The following is a 24,723-nucleotide window of genomic DNA, read 5'->3' on the forward strand; positions in this document are numbered from 1 at the left end:
AAAATTATTCGTGATTTTAAGGTACGGTTTATGCTAGGTTCTTCTCTAAAACACTAGTACATATTTCAACCAATATGGTTTGATTAATTTCTTTAAGATGAATGCCGAATTTAGTTTTTGACTTCTGATGAATCAATACACCTTCATATCCAGCCAGTGGACCTTTAGTGATGCGCACCAATTCGCCTTCATGAAAATTTTCACTTACTGATATTTCTTGATTCATTTCCAACATTCGTTTAATACCTTCTATACATTTCGGATCAACTTTACTAGGTTTTCCACCGCAATGCAAATAGGTGCTAATTTTATTTATCCGACATGCTTCCGCCAGATATCTTTCATTGGTATGAATAAAAATATAACTTGGAAAAACTACGCTGTCTATCATTTTCTTTTGACGATTCTTCCAGACTCTTAATGTTGTGGTAATGGGAAGAAAAACTTCATAGTTATTGAATTCGAGTTCTCGTTTTGCTATTTTTTCGGCTCTTGGAGCAGTGTATAAGACATACCAATTTTGATCTTGTAATGATTTAATTGATGGCTTACCGACTACTTTCACAGCATTATTAATAACCGTGTTTTGGGTAAAGGACATTATGTTATAATTTGGTTGGTTGGTTTATTGGTTGTATGCGTACTGATTAATACTAACAAGTGATTTAAGAAGATTCGAAGCATAGCTTCGCCTTGTCAGTTAGCATAATTGGAGGACTAACTTGATTGTATGCAATATTATTTAACAGTTCTAAAATATACAAGTACTGCTGACTTCAACTACTGTTTTACCGTAAAAAGTTTACGGTTCTGTGTCACTAAAAATGAAAAATGCACATTGTTAAGGATTTATTAATTTTTCATGTGTTTTTTATTGTAATTCACATTAAATCCTTTGTTTATTGAGAATATAATAATTTTTTATACTACAAAAATTTCCACATACTCAAAATATTTCATGCTTTTTCTATTCTGTAATTACAAACTTATTTTAGCGCAAAATTATACTTTCAAATTCATGAAGTATTATTCTGATTCAGTAGTGTTTGAAAGTTTATTTTTCTGTTTACAGTTTGAATAATTAAAATATTCAAACTCAATTTATCAATAAACTAAAACAACACGTTTGTTGTCTTTAATTGTCAAACATTAACTAATGAAAAGTTAAGTTACAAAAATTATAGTACTAAAATAGTATTTTAAAGATTATTTTGTATTATCACTAAACACATTCCGTAATTATACAAAATAGTCTTTAAAATGATTGACTAAGCGCGTTTACTCATTCAAAAACCTATTTCACGTACCGAAAAGGTGCGCTCACGCATTTATACTCTCATAATAAATTGATTATCAGTAATTTACTATAACTAATCAATATTAAACAGTATGAAAAAAAAGAAATTATTGAAAGATCTTAAACTGAACAAGAACGTTATTTCTGATTTTAAAATCAGTAGTTCTAAAGGTGGCTCCGCAGCAAATCACTGCGTCTCAGGAATTTTCGATCCGCCATCGTGCGCCTGTTTTACAGGTTGGTGGTGGATTTGCTAATCTGACATGAAAAAAGCGAGTTCGGTATGAACTCGCTTTTGTTATATAATATGATTCAAAGATTAAAAAATTGAATGATTGAATGACTAAACGTCACTTCGAGTAAAATTTCTAAAGAAATTTTGTATCGAGAAGTACTTTGAAAATCGATTCTAATCTATCTGTCTTAACTGTTTTCTTTAAAAAATTCCAAGATTTCATTGAAGCTGACACCTTTTCCTTTTAATCTTTCAATTTTAAATCTTTTAATTTTCACTTACGAATTTGCGTATTCGTGCAATACTTGTATGAGATAATCGATTTCTTCTTTTGTGTTGAATTTTGAGAACGAGAAACGCAATGAAGGCTTTTCTAAATCTTCATCACTTAAAATGGCTCTTAATACATGTGAACCTTTGCTACTTCCTGATTGACAAGCACTTCCTTTGGAACACGAAATTCCTTTTAAGTCCATATGAAATAATAACATTAACGCTTTTTGTTGGTCAAATGGCAAACAAACATTTACTAATGTGTATGTGCTTTTTGTAGTTTCATGACAGTTTCCGTTAAATTTTACTTCTGGTATCACTTTTTTAAGTGCTGACATGAAGTATATTTTCAAACCTTCTACATAACTTCTTTCTTCTTCTAAGTTGTCATATGCCAAACGAAATGCTTCTTCTAAACCAGCAACGTTGTGTACAGCTTCCGTTCCTGCTCTAAATCCACGTTCTTGCGATCCGCCAAAGATTAATGGTTTTAAACCTGAATCTTTTCGAATGAAAGTAAAACCAATTCCTTTTGGTCCATGAAATTTATGTGCGGCAGCAGCTAAGAAATCTACGGAAGTTTTTTGAACGTCCCATTCATAATGTCCAATAGATTGCACCGAATCTGAATGAAATAAAGCGCCATATTCTTTACAGATAGCTGCAACTTTGTCAACATCTAATATGTTTCCTATTTCGTTGTTTACATGCATTAAACTTACTAATTTCTTAGAGTTATCCGCTTTTAACAAGGCTTCTAAATCGTCATAATTTGGCGTTCCGCACGGTTGTAATTTTACGTACGCAACTTTTATATCGCTTTCCACACGCAATTGCTCTACGGTATGTAATACTGCATGATGTTCTATTGGCGACGTAATAATAGTGGTTACACCTAAATCACGCACAGAGCAACGCAATACCATGTTATCGGCTTCGGTTCCACCTGAAGTGAATATAATTTCCTGTGGCGAAGCGTTTAAATATTTAGCAATAGTTTTACGTGCCGTTTCTATTAACGTTTTGGACGATCGTCCGAAACTATGCGTTGAAGATGGATTTCCATAATTCTCTTCTAATGCAACTTTGATGCGATCTACAACTTCTGGTCGAATTTGTGTTGTCGCGGCACTGTCAAAATATACGTTCTTCATTCGTAGTTTGTATAAATAGGGATTTATTGAAAAAAGATGAGCAAAAATAGTCTAAATAAAATTATTAACAATAAGTTTGGATATAAATAGAGTTTTCTTAATACTTTTGTTTACGAATTTGATATGAAATTTTAATTGTGCCTTTTATGAGAAAAATAGCGTTCCTTTTTGTGCTTGCACTTACTTTTTTTAGTTGTGATGATGGAGATTTAACATTGGACGAAATTGATCTTACTACAAGTGCAGATATTGACGCATGTACAATAGAAGCTGGAGTAACATTATTGTTTAAAATTAATGGCGCAGAAACGCTTATTTTAGAAATTCCTACAGATTTGATTGTCAATGAAGTTACAGTTACAGATACGCCGCGTACAAAAACACTAAACAGTCAAGCATTTTGTTATTATAGAAGTTTTGATACTACAATTACTACTAATTATTTTTGTGATCAATTACCTTCAGATGTTAATAGTACATTAGAATATATCGCTGTTGCTGGAGAAGTACAAGTAACTACTGTGGAAGTTTTGAATGGAACTACTTTGGAAGGTTATGAACATACCATTAATTTTTCAGAAGTAGTGTTTACAGGAACTAACGGGCAAGATGTTCGGTATGATTTTTTTGTGTTTGGAACTTTGGTTACGCCTTTGTAGTTGGGGATTAGGAATTAGGGATTAGGAATTAGGAATTAGGAATTAGGAAAATAATTAATATTCTGTATTTCTTGTTTGATTTTCGATATTTTTAATAAAATTTCTAACTTTAATTTGTCTTAAACAATAGTCAAAAAGTCTCAATGTGAAATTCTTTGTTTTAACTTCAAGTTCTCAATTCAAAACTTCAATATTCGATATTCCTTGTTCGATATTCGATATTTTTAATAAACTTTTTAACTTTAGTTTATCTTAAATAATAGTCAAAAAGACTCAATGTGAAATTCTTTGTTTTAACTTCAAGTTCTCAATTTAAAACTTCAATATTCGATATTCCTTGTTCGATATTCGATATTTTTAATAAACTTTTTAACTTTAGTTTATCTTAAATAATAGTCAAAAAGACTCAATGTGAAATTCTTTGTTTTAACTTCAAGTTCTCAATTTAAAACTTCAATATTCGATATTCCTTGTTCGATATTCGATATTTCTCAAATTCAAATTCAACATTCATAATTTAAAATGAACTAATCTAACAAAGTCTAAAAATTCAAAATTAATTTCCAGGATTTTGAAAAATATAAACTTCCGTGGCGCCTAATCCATATTTTTGGTAGTTAGCGTCATAATATTTTACATTGTCGTACTGACGAAATAAATACGCCAATTCTTCCTTCAGCACACCTTCACCAACTCCATGAATAAAAACTACTTTAGGAATCCGCTTGCGCATCGCAAATTCTAATTGTCGCTTTGCAGTATCGGTTTGTAATTCCAACATATCATAATTGCTCATTCCTTTATGTGCATTTGTCAATTGATGAATGTGCAAATCAACTTCCATTGCTGCAGTTTCTGAACGGTCTTTTCTAGATTTTTCTACAACACGCTTTGGCTTTTTGGAAACTTCTTTTTCCTGAATAGCACTATGTATTTTTTGATATGATAACTCATTGCTGATTTCGTCGGATCCTATTTTCACCAATTCAGAAGCTTCAAATGACAGCGAAAAACCTTCATCCGTGTCAATAGCAATTGTTTTCCCTTGAATAGACGCTATAACTCCTTTAATAACATCATCAATCGTTTCTACTTGATCTCCTACTTGAAATTTCATACTTATTCTATTTCGTTTGATCTTCTTCTTGTTCTTCTTGTTCTTCTTGTTCTTCTTGTTCTTCTTCTTCAGAATACTTTTCTCTATTAAAATATTCCTCGTTATCGTACTTTTTATGTTGATTCGAAGCTTGCATCGAAGTTACTTTATACAAACCAAACATCATTGCAAACAACGCAATTACTGTAACTATTATTTGTGCTTCTCCTTGTATTTCATCTCGAAAGAGTAATAATCCTCCACCAAAAAATACTAGAAAAAAGTACAATGCTGTTTTATATTTGAATTTCACTTTGCAAAAATTTTAGGTTGTAAAAATACTCTATTCTGTGGTATCTGTGCTATTTTTTAGAAAACCAATGGCATGATTGTAGCTACTTTGCAATGAAATTTATACATTTATACTGTTTTTACGTAACAAATTCAATGTAATGATTACTTATCTCACGATGAAATGCTGAAAAAGTATTTCTATATTTATAGAAATATTTAATCCAAAAAATTACGCGTGTGGCTAATTTAATACTTTTTACGTATGTAAGTCTCGAAGATTTTATGCTTCCTTGCTTTACGAAGCAGTATTTCGGCATTGATTGTTTTGGTTGCGGCATACAACGTTCGCTGGCGTTGATTTTAAGAGGCGAGTTTATGGAAGCTTTTAAAATGTATCCAGCAATTTATACATTACTCCTCTTTTTTGGAATTATTGGTGTAAATATTTTTTATAAATTCAATTACGCACAAAAACTGATTCGTAATTTAGCCATTATCAATGCGATCATTATTGCGATTAGTTTTATTAACAAGTATATAAATTAACTAACTTAACTATTAAATTATGGAATCTAGAAATTTACCAAATGCTACGCTTATTGTTGTTTTAGGCGCATTATCTATTGTTGGCTGTTGCTTTTATAACGTGGGACTTATTATTGGTTTGGTTGCGTTGTATTTAGCAATGAATGCTGCAAAATTATACAAAGCTGATCCGCAGGCATACGATAATTATTCAACAGTTAATATTGGTAAAATATTAGCTATTATTGGGATTGTAATCAATGTAATTGGTCTATTATTTTTAATATGGGCAATTAGTACGTTTGGATGGGAAGTAGTCCAAGATAATGAAGAGTTCAAAATGCAAGTTCAAGAGTATTTCGGTCAGTAATTCTTAACAAAATACATCATAAAAAAAGCGGATATACAATGTACATCCGCTTTTTTGTTGCGTATTATTTGTTTAATTTACTATATGAGTATGCCAATTAATGCAAAAGCAAAGATTAATACATATATTCCAATCACAATTAACATTGTAATTCCGATGAATTTATAGTGCGATTTTAAGTTTGAGAAAGCAGCTGTTAAATCTTCCGTATTTTTTTCGATCAATGCAGATTTCATTTTTCTTGAAAATTTGTAAAGATAAAATACTGGAAAAAAATATAATAGTGCCATCACAAGATATACGATCGAAATATATTCTGTGCCTAATCCACTTTGTGCAAACGGACTGACATTGCTACTAAGCGCAGATGACATCACGATGAAAAGTACCGCTACAAAAACAAAAATTCCTATCATTATAAATCCTACAATTGATAGGATAAAAGCCCATTTTGCGGTTTCGCGCAAAAAATTCTTCGAATTTTCATTCAATCGCAATTCGAAATTATCAAATACTGAGTCGTCTTGTTGTTTCAATTCCATTATTCAAATCCTTTAAGTGTTTTAGTTATAATAGCAACGCAGTCAAGCAATTGCTCGCGTGTCATTACTAATGGTGGCGCAAAACGAATAATGTTTCCATGTGTTGGTTTTGCTAATAATCCATTTTCTTTCAATTTCATACAAATATTCCAAGCAGTTTCGCTTTCTTCATCATCATTGATCACAATTGCGTTCAATAATCCTTTTCCTCTGACAATTGATACAACGTTGCTTGTTTCTGCATATTTTTGCAATTCGCTTCTGAATAATTCTCCTAATTGAAAAGCGTTTTCAGCCAATGATTCATCGGTTACAACTTCTAAAGCTGCCATTGCAACTGCTGCTGCCACAGGATTTCCTCCAAAGGTAGAACCGTGATTTCCAGGTCCAATAACATTCATAATGTCATCATTTGCTAATACTGCCGAAACTGGATATGCGCCGCCAGATAATGCTTTTCCTAAGATTAAGACATCTGGTTTTACTTCTGGTGTTCCGCTACAATCTTTCTTTTCGCACGTACAATTTCCGCACGTTGCTAACAATCTTCCTGTACGCGCAATTCCTGTCTGCACCTCATCAGCAATGAATAATACATTGTGTTTTTCACATAATGCTTTCGCTTTCGCGAGATATCCTTCTGATGGAACAAATACACCTGCTTCACCTTGAATTGGCTCTACTAAGAATCCTGCAACGTTTGGATTGTTTTCTAAAACTTCTTGTAATGCTTGAATGTTATCATATTCAATTTTGATAAATCCGTCCGTATAAGGACCAAAGTTTTTACGTGCTACTGGATCGTTTGAAAACGAAATAATCGTGGTGGTTCTTCCGTGAAAGTTATTTTCACACACTACAATTTCAGCTTCATTTTCCGCGATTCCTTTTTTCTCATACGCCCATTTTCTACAAATCTTCAAAGCAGTTTCTACCGCTTCTGCACCTGTATTCATTGGTAATAATTTGTCGAAGTTGAAATATTCTGCTGCAAATTTTTCATAACGTCCTAAAATATCATTGTAAAATGCACGCGAAGTTAATGTCAATGTTTTTGCTTGTGACACCATTGCGTCTACAATTTTCGGGTGACAATGTCCTTGATTTACTGCAGAATACGCAGAAAGAAAGTCGTAATACTTTTTGCCTTCTACGTCCCAAACATACACGCCTTCACCTCTATTCAAAACCACAGGAAGTGGATGATAGTTGTGTGCGCCATACTTGTTTTCTAAATCAATTGCTTGCTGAGATGTTAATTGTTGTTCTAAAACAGCCATAATAATAAAGTTTTAAATGATATATAAATTACCATTCCTTCTCTACCTTTATCCTTTCGAGGAATCGAAAATTCAGCGTGGGAGAGAAATCATCCCTAGAGACTTGCAAATTACTAAATATGAATAGGATAATAAAATTTATTTATGCTGCATTTTAGCGTATAATGTTTATTTATAGTTTTTCTTAATTAACGTGAGTTTGACATAAGAAACCATTAGTATTAAATGAAAAGCCATTTTAAACCAACTATTTGTCAGTTCGAGCGCAGACGAGAACCTAAGCAAAACTAGTTTTCAATTGAATCTCGACTGTGCTTGATTTGACATTTATATTTGAAAATCAAAGATATAACAGTGAGTTTATATCGAACTTACGTTAATTATATAACCATAGAATGTAAAAACGTGTCATGCTGAAAAAAGTTTAGAATGACACATTTATAAGTTACATTCACTAAACAGCGTATCTCAATTTCCAGTTTCATTCATTTTTCCTGATAATAATGACACTTGGAATTCCAAACGTTTCATTTCTCTCAATATAGCATTTTTGTCCATTTGCATCCAAGCAAATATTTTCAGCATACTTACGCCAAGTAAAAATACCAAGCCGCCAATTCCCCATTTTACCAGTTCTGGCGTGGTTTCTACTTTAAAAAATTGAATACAGCAATACACAAATAATCCAAAGAAAACTACTGTTACAAGGTTCATCATTATAAGTAACCAAGCATTTTTTCCTTTAAATAAACCGAAAATCATTCCTAACATATTCTGTTCTTCTAACGAATCATAAAATTTTGCTTCTTCTGCGGTAAGTGTTTCTTTAATTAATTTGTCAATGTCTTCTATATTTTTCATGTTTTCTATGTTTTTAGTATTGTTTTTAATTTTTCTCTGGCATGATACAATCTAGATTTTGCCGTGCCTTCTGATATTTGAATGATTTCTGAAACCTCTTTTAATGAATAGTCATGTACATAAAACAACTGAATTACTTGTTGTTGATGTATTGGCAATTCTTTGATCGCTATTAATAGTTTTTGTTTTAAAGGCGATAGATCTTCAGACGGAATGTCCTGAATGGATTTGGTTACTTTATACGATTCGTGGTGTTTTGTTTGTTTGGAGATTCCCTTTGTCCAATCGATTGCCTTTGTGTACACAATTCGCAATGCCCAACTTTTAAAACGTTCTACATCTTTTAACGTATGTATTTTATTTATGATGAGATTCCAACTGTCTTGCGCAATATCTTTTGCGGCATCTGCATCTTTCACTATCCAATACGCTTGATTGCAAAATGTTTTGTGAAACCGTTTTACCAAAATCGCCAAAGCGCTTTGATCGCCTTTTATGTAGCGAGTGACTAATGTTCCATCAGATATGTGCGTTTTTTTATGCATAAAAAAGTTCCGTCTGTACTAAGGACGTAAAAAAGTTGCATAGGTTCACTTTTTGGGAAGATTTTTTGTATGCGCTTGATTTTTATACGCTTTGTATTAATAGGATGACTGATTACCTAATAGTATTCAATAATTCTTGTAACAGTATCTACTTCTAAATTGTTAATCTTGGACGTCTGTTTGTTCCAATTTCCTAGCGAATCATATTGATACGTTGCTGTATATGAATACACGGAAGAATTATATTTTTTCGTACCATTATAATTTTTAGTTACTTCTGTAAAACTAATAATATCTCCGTGCGTATTGTAAGAAAACGATCTTTCAATACGTTGATTGTAGGTCTTTGGATTTATATCTCCAGATTCTATCGCTGAAATAATATTATCATTTTTATCGTATGCTACAGAAAAATAAGATTTAGAACCGCCTTCTTTTTTCGGCATTACTACTTCTTTGACAATTCGACCAAGCGTATCATATTTAAAATTTGTAATAGAAGCATCATTTCTTCTGTATATAACTTGCATTGAAATCTTTGTTCCATTGGAGTCATACGTATATGTGACTGAAAGATCATCGGCTAGTTTCGAAACCAAATGTCCTTTGGAATCGTAACGAAAAATAATACTGTCATTAAGTTTACTGCCAATTTTGTAATATATTTTTTGAAGTTTACGTTCCGCATCATACATATATTCACTTAAAGAACCTAGATTTTCAACTTTTGTAATTCGTCCGTCAAGCGCAAATGAATAACTGTATCTTTGAGTACCATATTGATTGGATTCTTGATAAGTAATTTTTTTTACTTTACCTTTTAATCCATAATCTTCAAGTTCCATTTTATCTTTTAAGATTTGACCTTGAAGCTTGAAACTGAATACACTTGCAAAAGCAATTAGATAGATGATTTTTTTCATAATGTCCCTTTAAGCTAAATACTTTTGAAAAAAGATTATTCTATGCAATATACAAGCTATTTGACAAATGAAACATCCATAGTACCGAAAAATAGCAGATAATAAGTGTTTCCGCTTTATGAATTAATTTATAATTCTGCGAATATGCATTTAATGACATTAACAATAATAATACATACAAAATAACTTCATATAATGATTTTTTTCAATTGTTATATAATTTGAACTTCAATTCAAAACTATATACTATACGTGAAAAATAAAAGGATGAATATGTGAAAGTATCTTTTCATTGAGTAAATACACAATATCTAAACCACAACTTCCAAAACTTTTAGCATTTTTTTAAATATTCCCACCATAAATAATATATATATTTACTGCTATTGTTATTTTTGCCACATGGGAAGAAGAAATCGAAGACAAGTTTTTGAAAAGGTGGAAGTGATTGATACTGCCGTAAAAGGAAAAACAGTAGCAAAAACAGATGAAGGAGTCATTATATTTTTACCAAACGCCGTTCCTGGCGATGTGGTAGATATTCAAACCTATAAGAAGCGTAAAGCCTATTATGAAGGGAAAGCAACGCATTTTCATACGCTTTCTGATAAACGTGTGGAACCTGTTTGTCAGCATTTTGGAACTTGTGGAGGTTGCAAATGGCAACATATGGGCTACGAACACCAATTGTTTTACAAACAAAAAGAGGTTTTTAATAATTTAACCCGAATTGGAAAGGTTGAATTACCAGAACTCACACCAATTTTAGGAAGTGCCGAACAATACTTCTACCGAAATAAAATGGAATTTTCGTTTTCGGACAGTCGTTGGTTAACGCAAGAAGAAGTAGATTCAGAAGAAGATTTAGGCGATAGAAACGCACTTGGATTTCATATTCCTGGTATGTGGGACAAAATTTTAGATGTAAAAAAATGTCATTTACAAGCTGATCCATCAAATGCAATCCGTAATTCGATTAGACAATTTGCTATAGAAAATGATATTACTTTCTTTAATACGCGTCATCAAACTGGATTGTTACGTACATTAATGTTACGAACTTCTTCTAACGGAGAAGTAATGGTATTGATTCAATTTTATCAAGAAGATGTAGAAAAACGTGAATTATTATTAAATTATGTGAAAGAGACGTTTCCAGAAATTACGTCGTTATTATATGTAATCAACGGAAAAGGAAATGATACGATTTACGATCAGGAAGTGATTTGCTTCAGCGGACGCGATCATATTTTTGAGGAAATGGAAGGTTTGAAGTTTAAAATAAACGCAAAATCATTCTATCAAACAAATTCAGATCAAGCATACGAATTATATAAAATTACACGTGACTTTGCAGATTTAAAAGGCGATGAACTCGTATACGATTTATACACAGGAACAGGAACGATTGCACAATTTGTCGCAAAAAAAGCAAAAAAAGTAGTTGGAGTTGAGTCGGTTCCGGAAGCAATTGAAGCAGCAAAAGAAAATGCGGAATTAAACAATATTACGAATACCGAATTTTATGTTGGTGATATGAAAAAGGTGTTTAACGCAAAGTTCATTTCCACACATGGAACGCCCGATATTATTATTACCGATCCGCCACGTGACGGAATGCACGGCGATGTTGTGCAACAAATTATAAACATTGCACCAAAAAAAATAGTCTATGTAAGTTGTAATAGCGCCACACAAGCGCGCGATTTAGCTTTGATGGACGCACTTTATAAAGTAACCAAAGTACAAGCCGTTGATATGTTTCCGCAAACGCATCACGTTGAAAATGTTGTACTTTTAGAAAGAAGAAATTAAAATATATGAAGAAATTATCTTATATAGGAATCTCAATTGTGGTAATTTTTACGGCAATTTTATGTATCTCTTGCGAGAAAGATGATATTTGTACCGAAGGAACACTGACAACACCTTTGCTAGTCATTGAGTTTTTTGATGCAGCAAATACGACGGAAGATGTCGCGAAAAATGTAACGAATTTAAAAGTACAAGGTATTGATGCGCTTACTGAATTTCAAGCTGCTGCCGCAACTGTAAATACCGTTTCTATTCCGCTACGAACGCAAAATATAACAACTTCATATAGTTTCATTTCCGGATACGAAGTTGATGATATGGGCGTTCAGACTGCGGGAAATGAAGATATTATTACCTTTAATCATGAAACACAAGAAATTTTTCTTTCCAGAGCTTGTGGTTATATTACAAATTATACATTAGAAGATGCGCCTGATGTTACAGTTGATACTGATAACTGGATAAATCCTACTACGGGAATTATAGTAGCTGTACAAATTGTTCAAAACGAAACCGAAACACATGTTAAGATATATCATTAGTACACTCGCATTCTTCGTGTTTAGCGTGAGTTTTGCACAAGATACGGAAGTAACAACCGTTGTAAACGATACAATTCCAACGAAGGAAAATTACAATTTACGCGTTGGTATTGATGTAAGCAAACCAATCCGAATGTTGTTGGAAGACGATTATCAAGGATTTGAAATTGTAGCAGATTTTAGATTGACGAAAAAGTTTTACCTCGCAGCCGAATTAGGAAACGAGAAAAAAACCGTAGCTGAAGATCAACTTAATTTTACAACACAAGGAAGCTTTGTCAAAGTAGGTTTTGACTTTAATGCGTATGAAAACTGGTTTGGAATGCAAAATTCTATAATTGTGGGAATGCGTTACGGATTTAGCACACATTCACAAACATTAAATAGTTATAGCATCTATCAATCGAATCAACATTTAGAAGACGAAAGCATTTTGACGCAATCGCCAGGAACTGAATTTTCTAGCTTAAACGGACATTGGGTTGAAGTTGTTGCAGGTATAAAAGTTGAATTGTATGATAACATTTACATGGGATTTAGCTTTCGCTTGAATCGATTAATGAGTAGTAAAGAACCTGAAAACTTTCAAAACTTATTCATTCCCGGATTTAATAAAGTTACTTCTGATAGTAATATTGGTGCAGGTTTCAATTATACAATTAGCTATTCAATTCCTATCTATAAAAAGGCAAAGAAGAAGAAAGTTGAGGAAGAAGATGTTTCTAAGAAATAAGTGATACTAGCTATTTTTCGTTTGCCCTATCAAACCAAACTCAACACTATTAATAATGAATCTACTAGACTTCATTATTGGAGCATTATTAGCCAATGCAATGCCACATTTAATTTTTGGACTCACCAAAACGCACTTTCTTGGCATGTTTGGATTTAGTCCAAAAGGGAATATTATGTACGCTATTCTTCAGTTTGTAATTTGTATCCTCTTATTCTATTTCAATTACGGATTAAATACATTACTTGAAAACGGATTTTTACTTGGAGGAATTGCGATAGTAGTGCTTTATTTTATTTTTGGGAAAATTTTAGTGAATTTTTATGGGGAAAAGAAAAAAACTGCGACTGAGAATAACTAGGAACAAACAAGCTCTCTTTTTTAAATATTCCTAAAACGAAGAAACTTCAACCATAGGAACTTTTATAATTACATAATCATTATGTTTTTTCTCAAATGATATAGATTTAGTAGCGTTATCAATTGATTTTATAGTAATTCCAACAGGAAGTCCTTCATAATTTTCTTTAGACAGGATGAGTCCGTCAGTGGTATATATGTATGTATATTTTTTTCCAGTTGATAAATCACAAATGAATAACTTATTTCTAGATAAGATATTGGCATCCGAACTTGACTTCATGTAATCTGTACCAACTTCTGAAACAATCAAATAAGAACCGTTTTCATCTTTAAAATAATCAATAAGATATGAAAACTCAGTATCAAATTGATTCATATCAACAATCACATTTCCGTTATGCTTGATTGTTTTTTCTGTCACAGTAAACCCTTTTTCTTTAATTAATGCTTCAGATTCATCATTTGCAAGTCGCAAACTCATATTGTTATAATATGTAAACATTGAGAAAAATCCATTACTGTAAAAATCAGCATCCGTATGTGTTTTAGAATAATTAGTAACTACCGATTTCGATTTACAAGCACATAAGAGAAGTAAACTACATATGAGTATAAGGCAGTTTTTATACATCAAACCTCCTTTTCCCCTTTACTAAACAGCGAACGCATCAATACTTTCTCTCTGCCATCAACTGTAACTGCTGCAAATTTTGGCGCTATTACACTTGCTAATACTGCGCAAACTACTGATAACCACAATCCGCTTAATGGCAACACATACCATAACGTAAAACGAAATACTAAGAAAAGTGACACAAACGCTACAAAATTGCAAAGTATTGCTTTGGTTTTTGGTTTCATATATTGAAATTTTAATCTTCTTTAGTTTGGTCTTGATCGTTGCTTTGATCTTGATCGTTATCTTGATTCTGATGTTTGGCTTTTTTGCTTCCTGCGTACATTTCGTACTTTACCAAACGTGATTCTAGTTTTCCGTTGAATACTTTTATTTTTCGTGACGGACGTAATCCAACATGTTTCAACGCTTCCATGTTTGATGTGATAAACCAAGCATTTGTATTTGCATATCCTTGTTTTAATGTATCTCCGATATCGGCGTAAAATTCTTCCATATCAATGTGCAAACGTTCGCCGTATGGCGGATTGAACAAAATATGCAACTTTTCGTCACCTTGTTTTTTAGTTTCAAAGAAGTTTTGTTGACTGATCTGTATATAATCACTCAAATTAGCATTTCGGACATTGTCTTTTGCTTTCTGAACTGCCGAAGGTGCTTTGTCATATCCGTAAATATTGTGATGAAACTCACGAATTTTTCGCAACGAAGATTCTTCTATCTTTTCATATAAATCAACATCCCAATCTCCCCATTTTTCAAAACCGAATTCTTTCCGATTTATGTTTGCAGGAATGTTACAAGCAATCATTGCCGCTTCAATAGCAATCGTTCCACTTCCGCACATCGGATCGAGCAAATCTGATTGTCCGTCCCAACCTGACATCATTACTAAACCTGCTGCTAAAACTTCATTAATTGGTGCAATATTCGTCGCCGTTTTATAACCACGTTTGTGCAACGAACCGCCCGAACTGTCTAATGAAATAGAACAATCGTTGTTTTGAATGTGAACATGAATCCGAAGTGTTGGAAATTTGATATCTACATTTGGACGTTTTCCTTGTGTATTTCTGAACTTATCTGCAATAGCATCTTTCGTTTTTAGAGCAATGTATTGTGAATGTGTAAATTGTTCCGAAGCAACAGTTGCATCAATAGCAAAGGTTTGTTCATGCGTTAGGTATTTATCCCAATTCATATTGTAGACTCTGTCATACAAATCCTTTTCATTCTCGATTTTGAAATATTGAATTGGCTTTAGGATTTTAATTGCCGTACGCAAGCATAAATTTGCTTTGTACATGAATCCTTTGTCACCTCTAAAAGTTACGTTACGAGTTCCTTTGCGGATATCCATCGCGCCTAACTTTTTCAATTCTTCTTCCAATAAGTCTTCAAAACCATGTAAGGTTTTGGCAACCATTTTATAATTATCTTCCATTTGCTACTGCTCTAAAGCGCAAAAGTACATTAATTTATAACCTTATAAAACTTGTGATGAGAAAGGTTGAAGTTTTAAGGGAATATTACCTGTAAGAATTTATTTTTTGATGTTGATTTTACTATTTGAATTATTTTATTTCATCAAATAAATTGAGAACCAGATATAAGTATTTTGAAATTAATTGATGAATTGTAATTTACGTATATTTGTATATAACACTTCACAATTATGGGAGCAATAGAATTGAGAAATAAAATAATTGAACTTTTAAATACTGACAATGTCAGCTATTTAGAAGACATTTTTGAATTTGCTGAAAAGAAAAAACAACCTTCTTCCAAAAGCGATACTATTGCGTATACTGTTCAAGGAAAACCACTTACACAAGAAGCGTATGTTAAACAGATTAAAGATGCTGATGCATCAATAAATGCTGGAGAATTTATTAGTGTTGAAGACCTAGAAGAAGAAATTCGGAATTGGCAATAGCGTATGTCCACAAAGAAAATTCGTGTTGTTTGGTCTACTAAAGCTACAACTGATTTAAAAGATATTTTTGATTGGGTTAAAAAACAAACTACATCAGTTGTGTTAGCTTCCAATGTTGTCACAGACATTGTAAACAGTAGTAAGAATATTATTTTTACTGAGCAATATCAAGTTGAAGAATTATTAGGAGAACCTTTCCGTAGAATCATTGTCAGACACTATAAAATTATCTACAAAGTAGAAAGCAATACAGAGATACGAATACTTGCAATTTTTGATACACATAAGAATCCCAACACTATTGATATTAAAATATCCTAGTCCAAATATCCAAACGGCATTTTAAGACTAAAGAAGATGAAAAGCAATCACTTTTGAAATTATTTCCCAATTACCTCGACTACAACAACGCAAAATATGTTAATTTTGCAGTTCGTTAATTTTATTCACTAAACTGGGTTAAGGATAGAAACGGCATCCTCCCGATTTTCAGGGAGATATAGTGGATAGCCTGACCGCAAATGTACACTGAGCGAAGCGGAAGTGTACATTTGTGGAAACCCCAAAATAAATTATGCAAGAAGAAAATACAACTTGGTACGCATCGTGGTTTGATACTTCGTATTATCACGTACTTTATAAAGATCGCGGATATGACGAAGCGGAAGCGTTTGTGAAGCATTTGGTGGAGTTTTTGAATGTGCCAGAAAACGGAACTATTTTAGATTTGGCTTGTGGAAAAGGGAGACATTCTGTGTTTTTGAATAAAATGGGCTATGATGTTACGGGCGTTGATTTGTCGCCAAATAGTATTGAACTTGCCTCACAATTTGAAAACGAAACACTTCGTTTTGAAGTGCATGACATGTGCAAACCGTATCCGAAACAGTTTGATGCAGTATTTAATTTATTTACGAGTTTTGGCTATTTTGAACATGAAGCTGATAATTTACGAACGCTAAAATCCATTAAAGCCGAACTTAATGAAACCGGTTTTGCTGTGATTGATTTTCTGAATGCAGATTTTGTAATCGATAATTTAGTCGAAAATGAAGTGAAAGAAGTTGACGGAATTGTCTTCCGATTGCATCGATATGTAAAAGACGGATTTATTTATAAAGATATTCGTTTTGAAGCTGACGGACGCGAACATCACTACACCGAAAAGGTAAAAGGATTGCGGCTTGAAGATTTTGAATCGTATTTTAATGCGGCAGATATTGATTTATTAGCTATTTTTGGGGATTATAGTCTTGGAAAGTTTGACAGAAAAACGTCTTCTAGGCTTATTATGATTTTTAAATGATACATTATTTACTTCCTATTTTAGCAGTAGTACTTGGTTTTTTGTTTGTAACTGTTTTTCAGTTTCGCGAAAAGAAACACATGAAGTTATTGCTTGCATTTAGTGGCGCTTTTTTATTAGCAATCACGGTTTTCAACTTACTTCCTACTGTTTTTAGTGAGTATCAACCTAGTTATGGTATTTTTGTAATGGTTGGAATTTTGCTACAGATTTTCCTTGAATTTTTCTCAAAAGGAGCTGAACACGGACACGTTCATATTCATAAAGATAGTAGTGCTTTTCCGTGGTTATTGTTTGTAAGTTTGAGTGTTCACGCCATTTTAGAAGGTTTTCCAATGCATCACCACGATCATTTGGTGTATGGAATTGTAGTTCATAAAATTCCGATTGCTATTATTTTGACAACGTTTTTTTATGGTTCTAAAATGTCCAAGTTTTCTATTTTGACATTTTTGTTTTTGTTTGCATTGATGACACCTTTGGGAAGTTTCTTATCAGAACAGTTAACGTTTTTAGAAGCGTATCAGAATGAAATATCAGCGTTGGTAATAGGAATCTTTTTACATATTTCTACGACTATTTTGTTTGAAAGTTCAGAAGGTCATAAGTTTAATTTGACAAAGTTGATTGTTATTGTTGCAGCAACTACTATTGCGTTTTTTATATAGTTTGTATTTCGAGTTGGTTTAGTGTATGTGAAATTAATCGCTTTCGCTGGAATTTACTCAGCGTACAATATAAAGAACCTTTTTGTTTAATAATAGATTCCGTGTCCACTTCGACTCCGCTCAGTGTACGTACAGAATGAAAAAAAATATGTTTAGTTTAATAATAGAGATTCCGTGTCAAGCACGGAATGAAAAATACTTTTAGTTTAATAATAGAGATTCCGCATCAAGTGCGGAATGAAAAAAAATACTTTTTTTTCATGTTTAGTAAAGCAGAATCACAGAAATTACGGGAAGACTTTTGGATTTCGTTCGGAAAGTCATTTCCACGAAAGTGGGTTTTGTACAATACAAAGATTCGCGATTTTTCGTTTAAGTTTTATTTCGATAAGAAAAAAGCAATGGTTATACTTGATGTGGAAGATCAGAATATTGAGAATCGTATTAAGTATTGGGATAAAATGGTTTCTTTGAAAACTATTTTGATTGATGAATTTCTGCCAGACGCCATTTTTAATGAAGATTGTGTGTTAGATAATGGAAAAGAAATTTCCAGAATCTACCTGGAAAAACATGGTGTTTCTATTCATAATAAGAACACATGGCAAGAAACCATGGTTTTTCTGAATGAAAATATGAAAAAATTTGAAGCGTTTTATTATGAGTATGAGGATTTTATTAAAGCGTGACTTTGACTCGGCTCAGCCACCTTTTTGAAATGTTAGGTTGTTAGAGTTGCTTTGCTTTTGGGTTTTTGGGTTTTGGGTAGCGTTGTACTTCTATTTATAAATTATTTTTTAGTTCTTCTACCTGTTTACTAAATTTCTCTCCTTCATATACTGATATTTCCATTTCTAAATTATGCTCTTTACAGAATTCAAGAATTTTATCACTCATCTTTTTTGAAACTTCTATACTTTCTGCTAGCCTTTCAGTCATTTTTTTTTGTAATTCCTCATTTCCCTGTAATTCTTTAAAACTTAATGTTGCCATTGGTTTTATAAAATCAATTAAAAAAAATTCAGTAAAATTAAAATAATCTAATGCTTCTTTTTTAAGATTAATACATGAATCAATGTCATCAAGTTTTATAATTAAATCTTTACAAACCAAATGTGTTTTAGTAGCTTCATGATACATTTTTAATAATTTTTTAGAATTATCAATTCCATTTACTTTATTATTATTGAATTCTCTGATGATTTCATTCATCATTTTTGCATCATTTTTTATGGCTAATTCAACAGTATGTCTAATGTTTTCAGCTTTTTCATTTTTTGAGCAACTAATTAGTAAAAGGGTAAGTATTAATAATAGAGTGTATTTCATTCTCAGTTTTATTATTTTAATCTAAAGCTACATGTTTCCTAAATTAAATCAAAATTATAAGAATGGTTTTAACTTTATAAACAGATTGCTTCGCTATCACTCGCAATGACAAAATCAATTTACTATTTACATTTAAAATTCAGCATTCAACATTTAACATTTAACATTTCTAAACTTTCTTTATCACATATGTCACAATTCCCCAAATTAAAAGTTGTTTGTCTTTTGTTACTTTTATTGGTTTATACTTATCATTTTCTGGCATAAGATAAACGCATTCTTTGGTTATTTTTAATCGTTTCACAGTGAATTCTCCATCTACATAACACACTGCAATTTTTCCATCTTTCGGCGGAATGCTTTTGTCTATCACCAGTAAATCATTGTTATCCAATCCTGCGCCAATCATTGATTCGCCACTTACGCGCGCATAGTAAGTGGTGTTTTTATCTTTTATGAGTTCTTCATCTAAACTGATGCGTTTATTTTGGAAATCGGCTGCTGGCGACGGAAATCCTGCCGAAATTCCTTCTTCTACAAATTCGAGATGAATATTTCCTTTTTTGACATTTTTAAACGTCAGCACGTTGCTTGTTTCTTTTTTTTTCATCTGCTTTCCTACTAAATAGTTTTACAGTTTAAGATAATAATATCGCTAAATTTCGTTGTATATTCTGGTGATAAGTGTGCTTGCCGCATTTTCCAAGTTCGTTGTAAATCTTGATTTGCCATTTTTATTTTTCGTCCGCCATATTTATCATTTAACACATCCATAGTTGCCATTAATTGTACTTGTTTTGGGTCTTCATTTTTGAATAAGTCCAATTGTAACGCGTCCGTTTTTACCAAACCCATTAAGATAACGCCAGCTCGTTTGTACTTTATTCCTGGTTTAAAGATTTCGCTTAATGCTTTTTGTGCAAATTGATTTATGGTTAATAACGAATTTGTTGCGTATGGTAACGTGACAGTTCTACTTGCTCTGTATTGCGATTCTTGTTTTTTGTTTCGATCACTTTTTAGATAAACCGTCACAATATTACAAGAAGAACCTTGCATGCGTAATTTTTCGCTACAGCGTGAAGCAAAAGTTGCAATACGTTCTTTCATGTTTTCCTTGTCAGAAAATGTATATTCAAAACTTCGCGATGTCGCGATTACTTTTTTGTGTTGAAATTCACCATCTTCTAACAAAATAGTAGGTTCGCCTTCTAAATCTTTTTTGAGTCGTAAACCTACAATAGACATGTTTCGTTTTACCCAATCGTCTCTGAGTTTTGTGAATTCGAAAGCTGTATGCGCACCTTTGTTTTGTAAACGTTCCTTGTTTCCCCTACCAATTCCCCAAATATCTTTTATAGGAAGCCATTTGAGAAGTTTGATGCGTTTTTCATCGGTATCAATTACATAATACCCATTTGTTTTTTCGGGAAACTTCTTTGTGATATTGTTTGCTGCTTTAGATAATGCTTTCGTAGGCGCAATTCCAACACTTACAGGAATTCCAGTACATTGATAGATATAATTTTTAATGGTAGATCCAAGTTTTTGATAATTATCGGTTTTGGGTAATCTCAAAAAAGCTTCGTCAATACTATAGACTTCTACATCTGGCGAAAAGTTTTCGAGAAGTTTCATCACGCGTTCACTCATATCGCCGTATAAAGAATAGTTAGACGACCGAACTTGGATGTTTTTCTCTGCAATGATTTCTTTGTACTTAAAAAGTGGCGCGCCCATAGGAATTCCTAACATTTTAGCTTCGCTACTTCTAGAAATCACGCAGCCATCATTGTTAGATAGTATAACTAATGGTTTATTTATTAGCTCAGGATCAAAAGCTCTTTCGCAAGAAGCGAAAAAACTATTACAGTCAATTATTGCATACATATATTAAGGGGAATTATATGTAAAAATACTTGTTATTAAAAATTTTGAAGATGACTAAAAGGAGTTATTCCTGTCTTTGCAGTATAATACCAATTAAAATTTAAAATGACAGTTAAACATTATTTGGCATAAAAAAAGCAGCCCGAAAGCTGCTTTTAATAATAGGTATGTTTTGAATGTATTATTTTGGATCTAAAATTAAATTGATTCGCTCTAATGCATCTTGTAAATGTATTTTACTCATCTGATTACTTGTACGTCCAATTGCAGATCTAACACTTCTTTTTAGCGTGTTTAATTCTGCTCTTACAACCGCACGTAAGTCGGATTGACTCGTATTCAGTGGTGTAACTCTTGATCTGAATCTAGCTGGTACATTTGGACTTTCAGCTGTCATTAAGTATGATAATCTGTCAATATGTGCTCTTTGTAAATTACGACGATACGCATCGATTGTTTTTCCAGCACGTAATTCTGACCAAATTCCGTTACGTAAATCTTTCATCATATTAAGAATCGTATAAGCATCATTTCCATTTAAGGTTTCATTTTCCATCACACGTGAAAGTCTACCTAAACTTAAAACTCTGTTTAGCGTACGTACTTGCGTTGCTCTAATTCTGTCGGTAATACCAAAAGATTTTGTTTTATTGAAGATGTTTTCATCCAATAACCACTCTGGTGTTTCAAATAATTGCTCATTGATAAACTTCAATGCTCTTTTTTGATCTGCTTTGTCAACATGAGTGTATACAGCTCCTTCTTGATCATATGTTTTGTTATGTTGATAAACACCTCCAATATTTGAAGAAACGTGTCCCATATAACGATTGTACTGACTTAAAACTTGTCCGTACATGGTATCTAAGTCATCATAATTTTTACCATCTTCTGCTGTCCATTTGATTAGGTTAGGAACAATTCGCTGAAGATTTTTGATTCCATAATCACTTGCTTTCATCGCATCACTTCCTAAATCTTCTGTTTGAGAACTTGGATCTACAACATCTCTTTGCTGAGCTCCAAATCTATACATTGGGTCTCCAGCTTTATCAAGAATCCAAGTATCTAATGTTTTCTTTTCATCTTTTGCAGTTGTTGCATTTAGAATTGGGCGATATCCCCAACTTATAGCATATTTATCGTATGGACCAATATTTGGCATCAAAGCAACACCTTCATCTCCTGGTTGAGCTACGTAATTAAAACGAGCATAATCCATAATAGATGGTGCAGTTCCGTATTTTTTAGTGAATTCAGCACTTCTTAAATTTTCAACAGTATATGCAACGCTACTTCCCATATTGTGAGGTAATCCTAATGTATGTCCTACTTCGTGCGCAGATACGAAACGAATTAAACGTCCCATTACTTCATCTTTAAACTCTAATGTTTGTGCATCAGGATTAATGGCTGCTGTTTGGATAAAGAACCAATTTCTCAATAAACTCATTACATTGTGATACCAATTGATGTCACTTTCTAAGATTTCTCCACTTCTTGGGTCACTTACGTGAGGACCATTTGCATTTGGAATTGGAGAAGCTAAGTAACGTACTACTGAATAGCGAACATCTTCTGGGCTCCAATCTGGATCTTCTTCTGCAGTTGGAGGATCTTTAGCAATAATTGCATTTTTGAAACCTGCCGCTTCGAAAGCCACTTGCCAATCTTCGATTCCTTGTTTAATATAAGGTTTCCACTCTTCTGGAGTTGCTCTATCTATATAATAAACAATTTGTTTTTTAGGTTCAACTAGTTCTCCTCTTTTGAACTTTGCAAGATCTTCATCTTTTACTTCTAATCTCCAACGATCTAAAAAAGTAACGGTTTCACTCTTTTGTGCTTTCAATCCATAATCAACCTGACCACTTGTAAACCAACCGACACGTTCATCAAAATGACGTCTCTTCATTGGTTCTTTTGGTAGTAAAATCATAGAATTGCTCATTTCAACAGAAATAGAACCTACACTATTATTTGACGGTGGAGCTCCAGCATTGTATGTCTTAATATGTCTCGTTTCAATGTTTAATGGATAACTCTTCAGTTTATCAATATATGATCTAGAATCGTCTAATCGTGTAATTTTATATTGCCTTCTTCTAAATGCAGGAATTCCAAGTGCTTTTACATCTTTAGAAAACAAAGGTGTTACTTCAATAACTGTATTTAAAGAATCTTTGCTAAATGCTTTAATTGGGAATGCATAAAGGATTGGCTCAAAATTAGAATTTACAACTGCTTCATGAACTGGCAAAGAATCAGCAGCCACAACACTATGTGAAACTACTCGTAGTAAAACTTGTTTCTTGTTTTTTTCCCAACGAAGCACTTGCGTATTTTGTTTTCCTCCACCAAAACCAAGACCTGATGCAGTTTTAGCAATTCTAGTAACCATTAGCATTTCTCTATTAAAAAGAGAATCTGGAATTTCGTAGAAATATTTATCATCCAACTCATGAACAGTAAATAGACCTTCATCGCTTTTAGCATCTTTAGTAATTACTTTACTATAAGGTTGAATGGCTCCTTTTTTTGGTTTTTTCTTTGGTTTTGCTGAGGCCACTGCTCCTTTTTTACTGGCAGAAGCTTTCTTTGCTGTTGAACAAGAAGTTACAGAAATCAACAGTATCCCCAAGAGAAATAATGGTATTTTTCTTAACATAGTATGATTAATTAGTTTAAGCTGTTAAATTAATGATAACCTCAGACTAATGCTCTATACTGTGCCCATTTTAAGATTTCTTTAACAAGATTTTGATTTTGCATTAAGCTTAAGAATCATCCTCAAAAGCTAAAAAAGAGGGCATAAAAAAAACCCTTATCTTTTTATGGATAAGGGTTTTAAAAAAAGGCGGCGACATACTCTCCCACATTTCTGCAGTACCATCTGCGCTAATGGGCTTAACTTCTCTGTTCGGAATGGTAAGAGGTGAGCCCCATTGCTATAACCACCTTAAGCTTTAGTTCCCAACTTGATTGGGAATCTGTTGCCATTTGTAATGAAGTAGTCTTTAAAATACCAACTACACCACAATTAGCAACCAATATCTTAACATATTGAGATAAAAAAGAGTTAAATAAATAACAAGAGCCAGTACATAAGCCTACGGGTAATTAGTACTACTCGGCTATGACATTACTGCCTTTACACCTATAGCCTATCAACGTGGTAATCTCCCACGACCCTTTAAAGAAATCTCATCTTGTGGTGGGTTTCGCGCTTATATGCTTTCAGCGCTTATCCCTTCCCAACGTAGCTACCCAGCAATGCTCCTGGCGGAACAACTGGTACACCAGAGGTTAGTCCAACTCGGTCCTCTCGTACTAGAGTCAGATCCACGCAAATTTCTAACGCCCACAGCAGATAGAGACCGAACTGTCTCACGACGTTCTGAACCCAGCTCGCGTGCCACTTTAATGGGCGAACAGCCCAACCCTTGGGAC

The 24,723-nt window shown here is 32.8% G+C and carries 28 protein-coding genes and 2 rRNA genes (1 of these 30 only partly in view); 12 read left to right on the forward strand and 18 right to left on the reverse strand.

What is annotated here, in order from left to right; translation table 11 throughout:
- Window positions 1-28: 28 nt before the first annotated feature.
- A complete protein-coding gene (locus IMCC3317_RS07105) occupies window positions 29-601 on the reverse strand; it encodes a UpxY family transcription antiterminator (protein ID WP_160128838.1) in 573 nt (190 codons plus the stop codon).
- Window positions 602-1,810: 1,209 nt separating this feature from the next.
- On the reverse strand, window positions 1,811-2,959 hold the full coding sequence (locus IMCC3317_RS07110; RefSeq protein ID WP_160128839.1) for a cysteine desulfurase family protein: 1,149 nt from the start codon (window positions 2,957-2,959) through the stop codon (window positions 1,811-1,813).
- A gap of 146 nt (window positions 2,960-3,105) precedes the next feature.
- Between IMCC3317_RS07110 and IMCC3317_RS07115 the strand changes: the two genes are divergently transcribed.
- Entirely contained in the window at window positions 3,106-3,618 is a 513-nt protein-coding gene (locus tag IMCC3317_RS07115) for a hypothetical protein (protein ID WP_160128840.1), read from the forward strand.
- 556 nt (window positions 3,619-4,174) lie between these two features.
- Here IMCC3317_RS07115 and IMCC3317_RS07120 read toward each other — a convergent pair.
- Window positions 4,175-4,735: a Smr/MutS family protein gene (locus IMCC3317_RS07120; RefSeq protein ID WP_160128841.1), complete on the reverse strand. Its 561-nt coding sequence runs from the start codon at window positions 4,733-4,735 to the stop codon at window positions 4,175-4,177.
- A gap of 7 nt (window positions 4,736-4,742) precedes the next feature.
- Complete coding sequence (locus tag IMCC3317_RS07125) at window positions 4,743-5,027, reverse strand: hypothetical protein (RefSeq protein WP_160128842.1); 285 nt, start codon at window positions 5,025-5,027, stop codon at window positions 4,743-4,745.
- Window positions 5,028-5,245: 218 nt separating this feature from the next.
- Here IMCC3317_RS07125 and IMCC3317_RS07130 point away from each other — a divergent pair, with 218 nt between their 5' ends.
- Entirely contained in the window at window positions 5,246-5,554 is a 309-nt protein-coding gene (locus IMCC3317_RS07130) for a DUF2752 domain-containing protein (protein WP_228054980.1), read from the forward strand.
- Window positions 5,555-5,573: 19 nt separating this feature from the next.
- Complete coding sequence (locus IMCC3317_RS07135; protein ID WP_160128843.1) at window positions 5,574-5,903, forward strand: CCC motif membrane protein; 330 nt, start codon at window positions 5,574-5,576, stop codon at window positions 5,901-5,903.
- An 80-nt stretch (window positions 5,904-5,983) separates the two neighbouring features.
- Here IMCC3317_RS07135 and IMCC3317_RS07140 read toward each other — a convergent pair whose 3' ends face one another.
- The 5 genes from IMCC3317_RS07140 to IMCC3317_RS07160 all read right to left on the reverse strand — a co-directional run bounded on the left by IMCC3317_RS07140 (window position 5,984) and on the right by IMCC3317_RS07160 (window position 10,054).
- Window positions 5,984-6,445 carry a DUF5362 family protein gene (locus IMCC3317_RS07140; RefSeq protein WP_160128844.1) on the reverse strand — a complete coding sequence of 154 codons (462 nt, stop codon included), beginning with the start codon at window positions 6,443-6,445 and terminating at the stop codon, window positions 5,984-5,986.
- Window positions 6,445-7,725, reverse strand: a complete 1,281-nt coding sequence (rocD, locus tag IMCC3317_RS07145) for an ornithine--oxo-acid transaminase (protein WP_160128845.1) — start codon at window positions 7,723-7,725, stop codon at window positions 6,445-6,447. Before rocD ends, IMCC3317_RS07140 begins: the two co-directional genes overlap by 1 nt.
- Window positions 7,726-8,193: 468 nt before the next feature.
- The gene (locus IMCC3317_RS07150) at window positions 8,194-8,586 is read right to left on the reverse strand and encodes a DUF6768 family protein (RefSeq protein ID WP_160128846.1); all 393 of its coding nucleotides are present in this window, start codon (window positions 8,584-8,586) and stop codon (window positions 8,194-8,196) included.
- Window positions 8,587-8,591: 5 nt separating this feature from the next.
- Entirely contained in the window at window positions 8,592-9,131 is a 540-nt protein-coding gene (locus tag IMCC3317_RS07155) for an RNA polymerase sigma factor (protein ID WP_160128847.1), read from the reverse strand.
- A gap of 116 nt (window positions 9,132-9,247) precedes the next feature.
- Entirely contained in the window at window positions 9,248-10,054 is an 807-nt protein-coding gene (locus IMCC3317_RS07160; protein ID WP_160128848.1) for a hypothetical protein, read from the reverse strand.
- A 402-nt stretch (window positions 10,055-10,456) separates the two neighbouring features.
- On the opposite strand from IMCC3317_RS07160, the gene rlmD reads away from it, so the two are divergent.
- Genes rlmD through IMCC3317_RS07180 form a run of 4 tightly spaced genes read left to right on the forward strand, consistent with a single transcriptional unit; the run spans window position 10,457 to window position 13,505 of the window.
- Entirely contained in the window at window positions 10,457-11,869 is a 1,413-nt protein-coding gene (rlmD, locus tag IMCC3317_RS07165) for a 23S rRNA (uracil(1939)-C(5))-methyltransferase RlmD (protein WP_160128849.1), read from the forward strand.
- Window positions 11,870-11,874: 5 nt separating this feature from the next.
- Window positions 11,875-12,411: a DUF6452 family protein gene (locus IMCC3317_RS07170; protein ID WP_160128850.1), complete on the forward strand. Its 537-nt coding sequence runs from the start codon at window positions 11,875-11,877 to the stop codon at window positions 12,409-12,411.
- The gene (locus IMCC3317_RS07175; protein ID WP_160128851.1) at window positions 12,392-13,144 is read left to right on the forward strand and encodes a DUF6048 family protein; all 753 of its coding nucleotides are present in this window, start codon (window positions 12,392-12,394) and stop codon (window positions 13,142-13,144) included. The genes IMCC3317_RS07170 and IMCC3317_RS07175 overlap by 20 nt, the downstream gene beginning before the upstream one ends.
- A 55-nt stretch (window positions 13,145-13,199) precedes the next feature.
- Window positions 13,200-13,505 (forward strand): hypothetical protein, encoded by a 306-nt coding sequence (locus IMCC3317_RS07180; protein WP_160128852.1) that lies wholly within the window; start codon window positions 13,200-13,202, stop codon window positions 13,503-13,505.
- 30 nt (window positions 13,506-13,535) lie between these two features.
- Here IMCC3317_RS07180 and IMCC3317_RS07185 read toward each other — a convergent pair whose 3' ends face one another.
- The 3 genes from IMCC3317_RS07185 to IMCC3317_RS07195 form a co-directional block, all read right to left on the reverse strand.
- Window positions 13,536-13,988: a hypothetical protein gene (locus tag IMCC3317_RS07185; RefSeq protein ID WP_160128853.1), complete on the reverse strand. Its 453-nt coding sequence runs from the start codon at window positions 13,986-13,988 to the stop codon at window positions 13,536-13,538.
- A 149-nt stretch (window positions 13,989-14,137) separates the two neighbouring features.
- A complete protein-coding gene (locus IMCC3317_RS07190; protein ID WP_160128854.1) occupies window positions 14,138-14,368 on the reverse strand; it encodes a hypothetical protein in 231 nt (76 codons plus the stop codon).
- An 11-nt stretch (window positions 14,369-14,379) separates the two neighbouring features.
- Window positions 14,380-15,588, reverse strand: coding sequence for a THUMP domain-containing class I SAM-dependent RNA methyltransferase (locus IMCC3317_RS07195; RefSeq protein ID WP_160128855.1), 1,209 nt, complete (start codon window positions 15,586-15,588; stop codon window positions 14,380-14,382).
- A 231-nt stretch (window positions 15,589-15,819) separates the two neighbouring features.
- On the opposite strand from IMCC3317_RS07195, the gene IMCC3317_RS07200 reads away from it, so the two are divergent.
- The 5 genes from IMCC3317_RS07200 to IMCC3317_RS07220 all read left to right on the forward strand — a co-directional run bounded on the left by IMCC3317_RS07200 (window position 15,820) and on the right by IMCC3317_RS07220 (window position 18,743).
- Window positions 15,820-16,080 carry a hypothetical protein gene (locus IMCC3317_RS07200; protein ID WP_160128856.1) on the forward strand — a complete coding sequence of 87 codons (261 nt, stop codon included), beginning with the start codon at window positions 15,820-15,822 and terminating at the stop codon, window positions 16,078-16,080.
- Between the two features lie 3 nt (window positions 16,081-16,083).
- Complete coding sequence (locus tag IMCC3317_RS07205) at window positions 16,084-16,401, forward strand: type II toxin-antitoxin system RelE/ParE family toxin (RefSeq protein WP_160128857.1); 318 nt, start codon at window positions 16,084-16,086, stop codon at window positions 16,399-16,401.
- A gap of 253 nt (window positions 16,402-16,654) precedes the next feature.
- Complete coding sequence (locus tag IMCC3317_RS07210) at window positions 16,655-17,386, forward strand: class I SAM-dependent methyltransferase (RefSeq protein WP_160128858.1); 732 nt, start codon at window positions 16,655-16,657, stop codon at window positions 17,384-17,386.
- On the forward strand, window positions 17,383-18,054 hold the full coding sequence (locus IMCC3317_RS07215) for a ZIP family metal transporter (RefSeq protein WP_160128859.1): 672 nt from the start codon (window positions 17,383-17,385) through the stop codon (window positions 18,052-18,054). Before IMCC3317_RS07210 ends, IMCC3317_RS07215 begins: the two co-directional genes overlap by 4 nt.
- 260 nt (window positions 18,055-18,314) lie before the next feature.
- Window positions 18,315-18,743, forward strand: coding sequence for a DUF4268 domain-containing protein (locus IMCC3317_RS07220; RefSeq protein ID WP_160128860.1), 429 nt, complete (start codon window positions 18,315-18,317; stop codon window positions 18,741-18,743).
- A 94-nt stretch (window positions 18,744-18,837) separates the two neighbouring features.
- Here IMCC3317_RS07220 and IMCC3317_RS07225 read toward each other — a convergent pair whose 3' ends face one another.
- The 6 genes from IMCC3317_RS07225 to IMCC3317_RS07250 all read right to left on the reverse strand — a co-directional run.
- Window positions 18,838-19,383: a hypothetical protein gene (locus IMCC3317_RS07225; protein WP_160128861.1), complete on the reverse strand. Its 546-nt coding sequence runs from the start codon at window positions 19,381-19,383 to the stop codon at window positions 18,838-18,840.
- A 169-nt stretch (window positions 19,384-19,552) separates the two neighbouring features.
- On the reverse strand, window positions 19,553-19,993 hold the full coding sequence (locus IMCC3317_RS07230) for a LexA family protein (RefSeq protein WP_160128862.1): 441 nt from the start codon (window positions 19,991-19,993) through the stop codon (window positions 19,553-19,555).
- A gap of 11 nt (window positions 19,994-20,004) precedes the next feature.
- Entirely contained in the window at window positions 20,005-21,273 is a 1,269-nt protein-coding gene (locus IMCC3317_RS07235) for a Y-family DNA polymerase (RefSeq protein ID WP_160128863.1), read from the reverse strand.
- 181 nt (window positions 21,274-21,454) lie between these two features.
- Window positions 21,455-23,941 carry a zinc-dependent metalloprotease gene (locus IMCC3317_RS07240; protein ID WP_160128864.1) on the reverse strand — a complete coding sequence of 829 codons (2,487 nt, stop codon included), beginning with the start codon at window positions 23,939-23,941 and terminating at the stop codon, window positions 21,455-21,457.
- Between the two features lie 184 nt (window positions 23,942-24,125).
- Window positions 24,126-24,235, reverse strand: a 5S ribosomal RNA gene (gene rrf / locus IMCC3317_RS07245).
- 138 nt (window positions 24,236-24,373) lie between these two features.
- Window positions 24,374-24,723: ribosomal RNA gene (locus IMCC3317_RS07250) — 23S ribosomal RNA — on the reverse strand (it continues 2,472 nt past the right edge of the window).

It is taken from the genome of Kordia antarctica, assembly GCF_009901525.1.
Lineage (GTDB): Bacteria > Bacteroidota > Bacteroidia > Flavobacteriales > Flavobacteriaceae > Kordia > Kordia antarctica.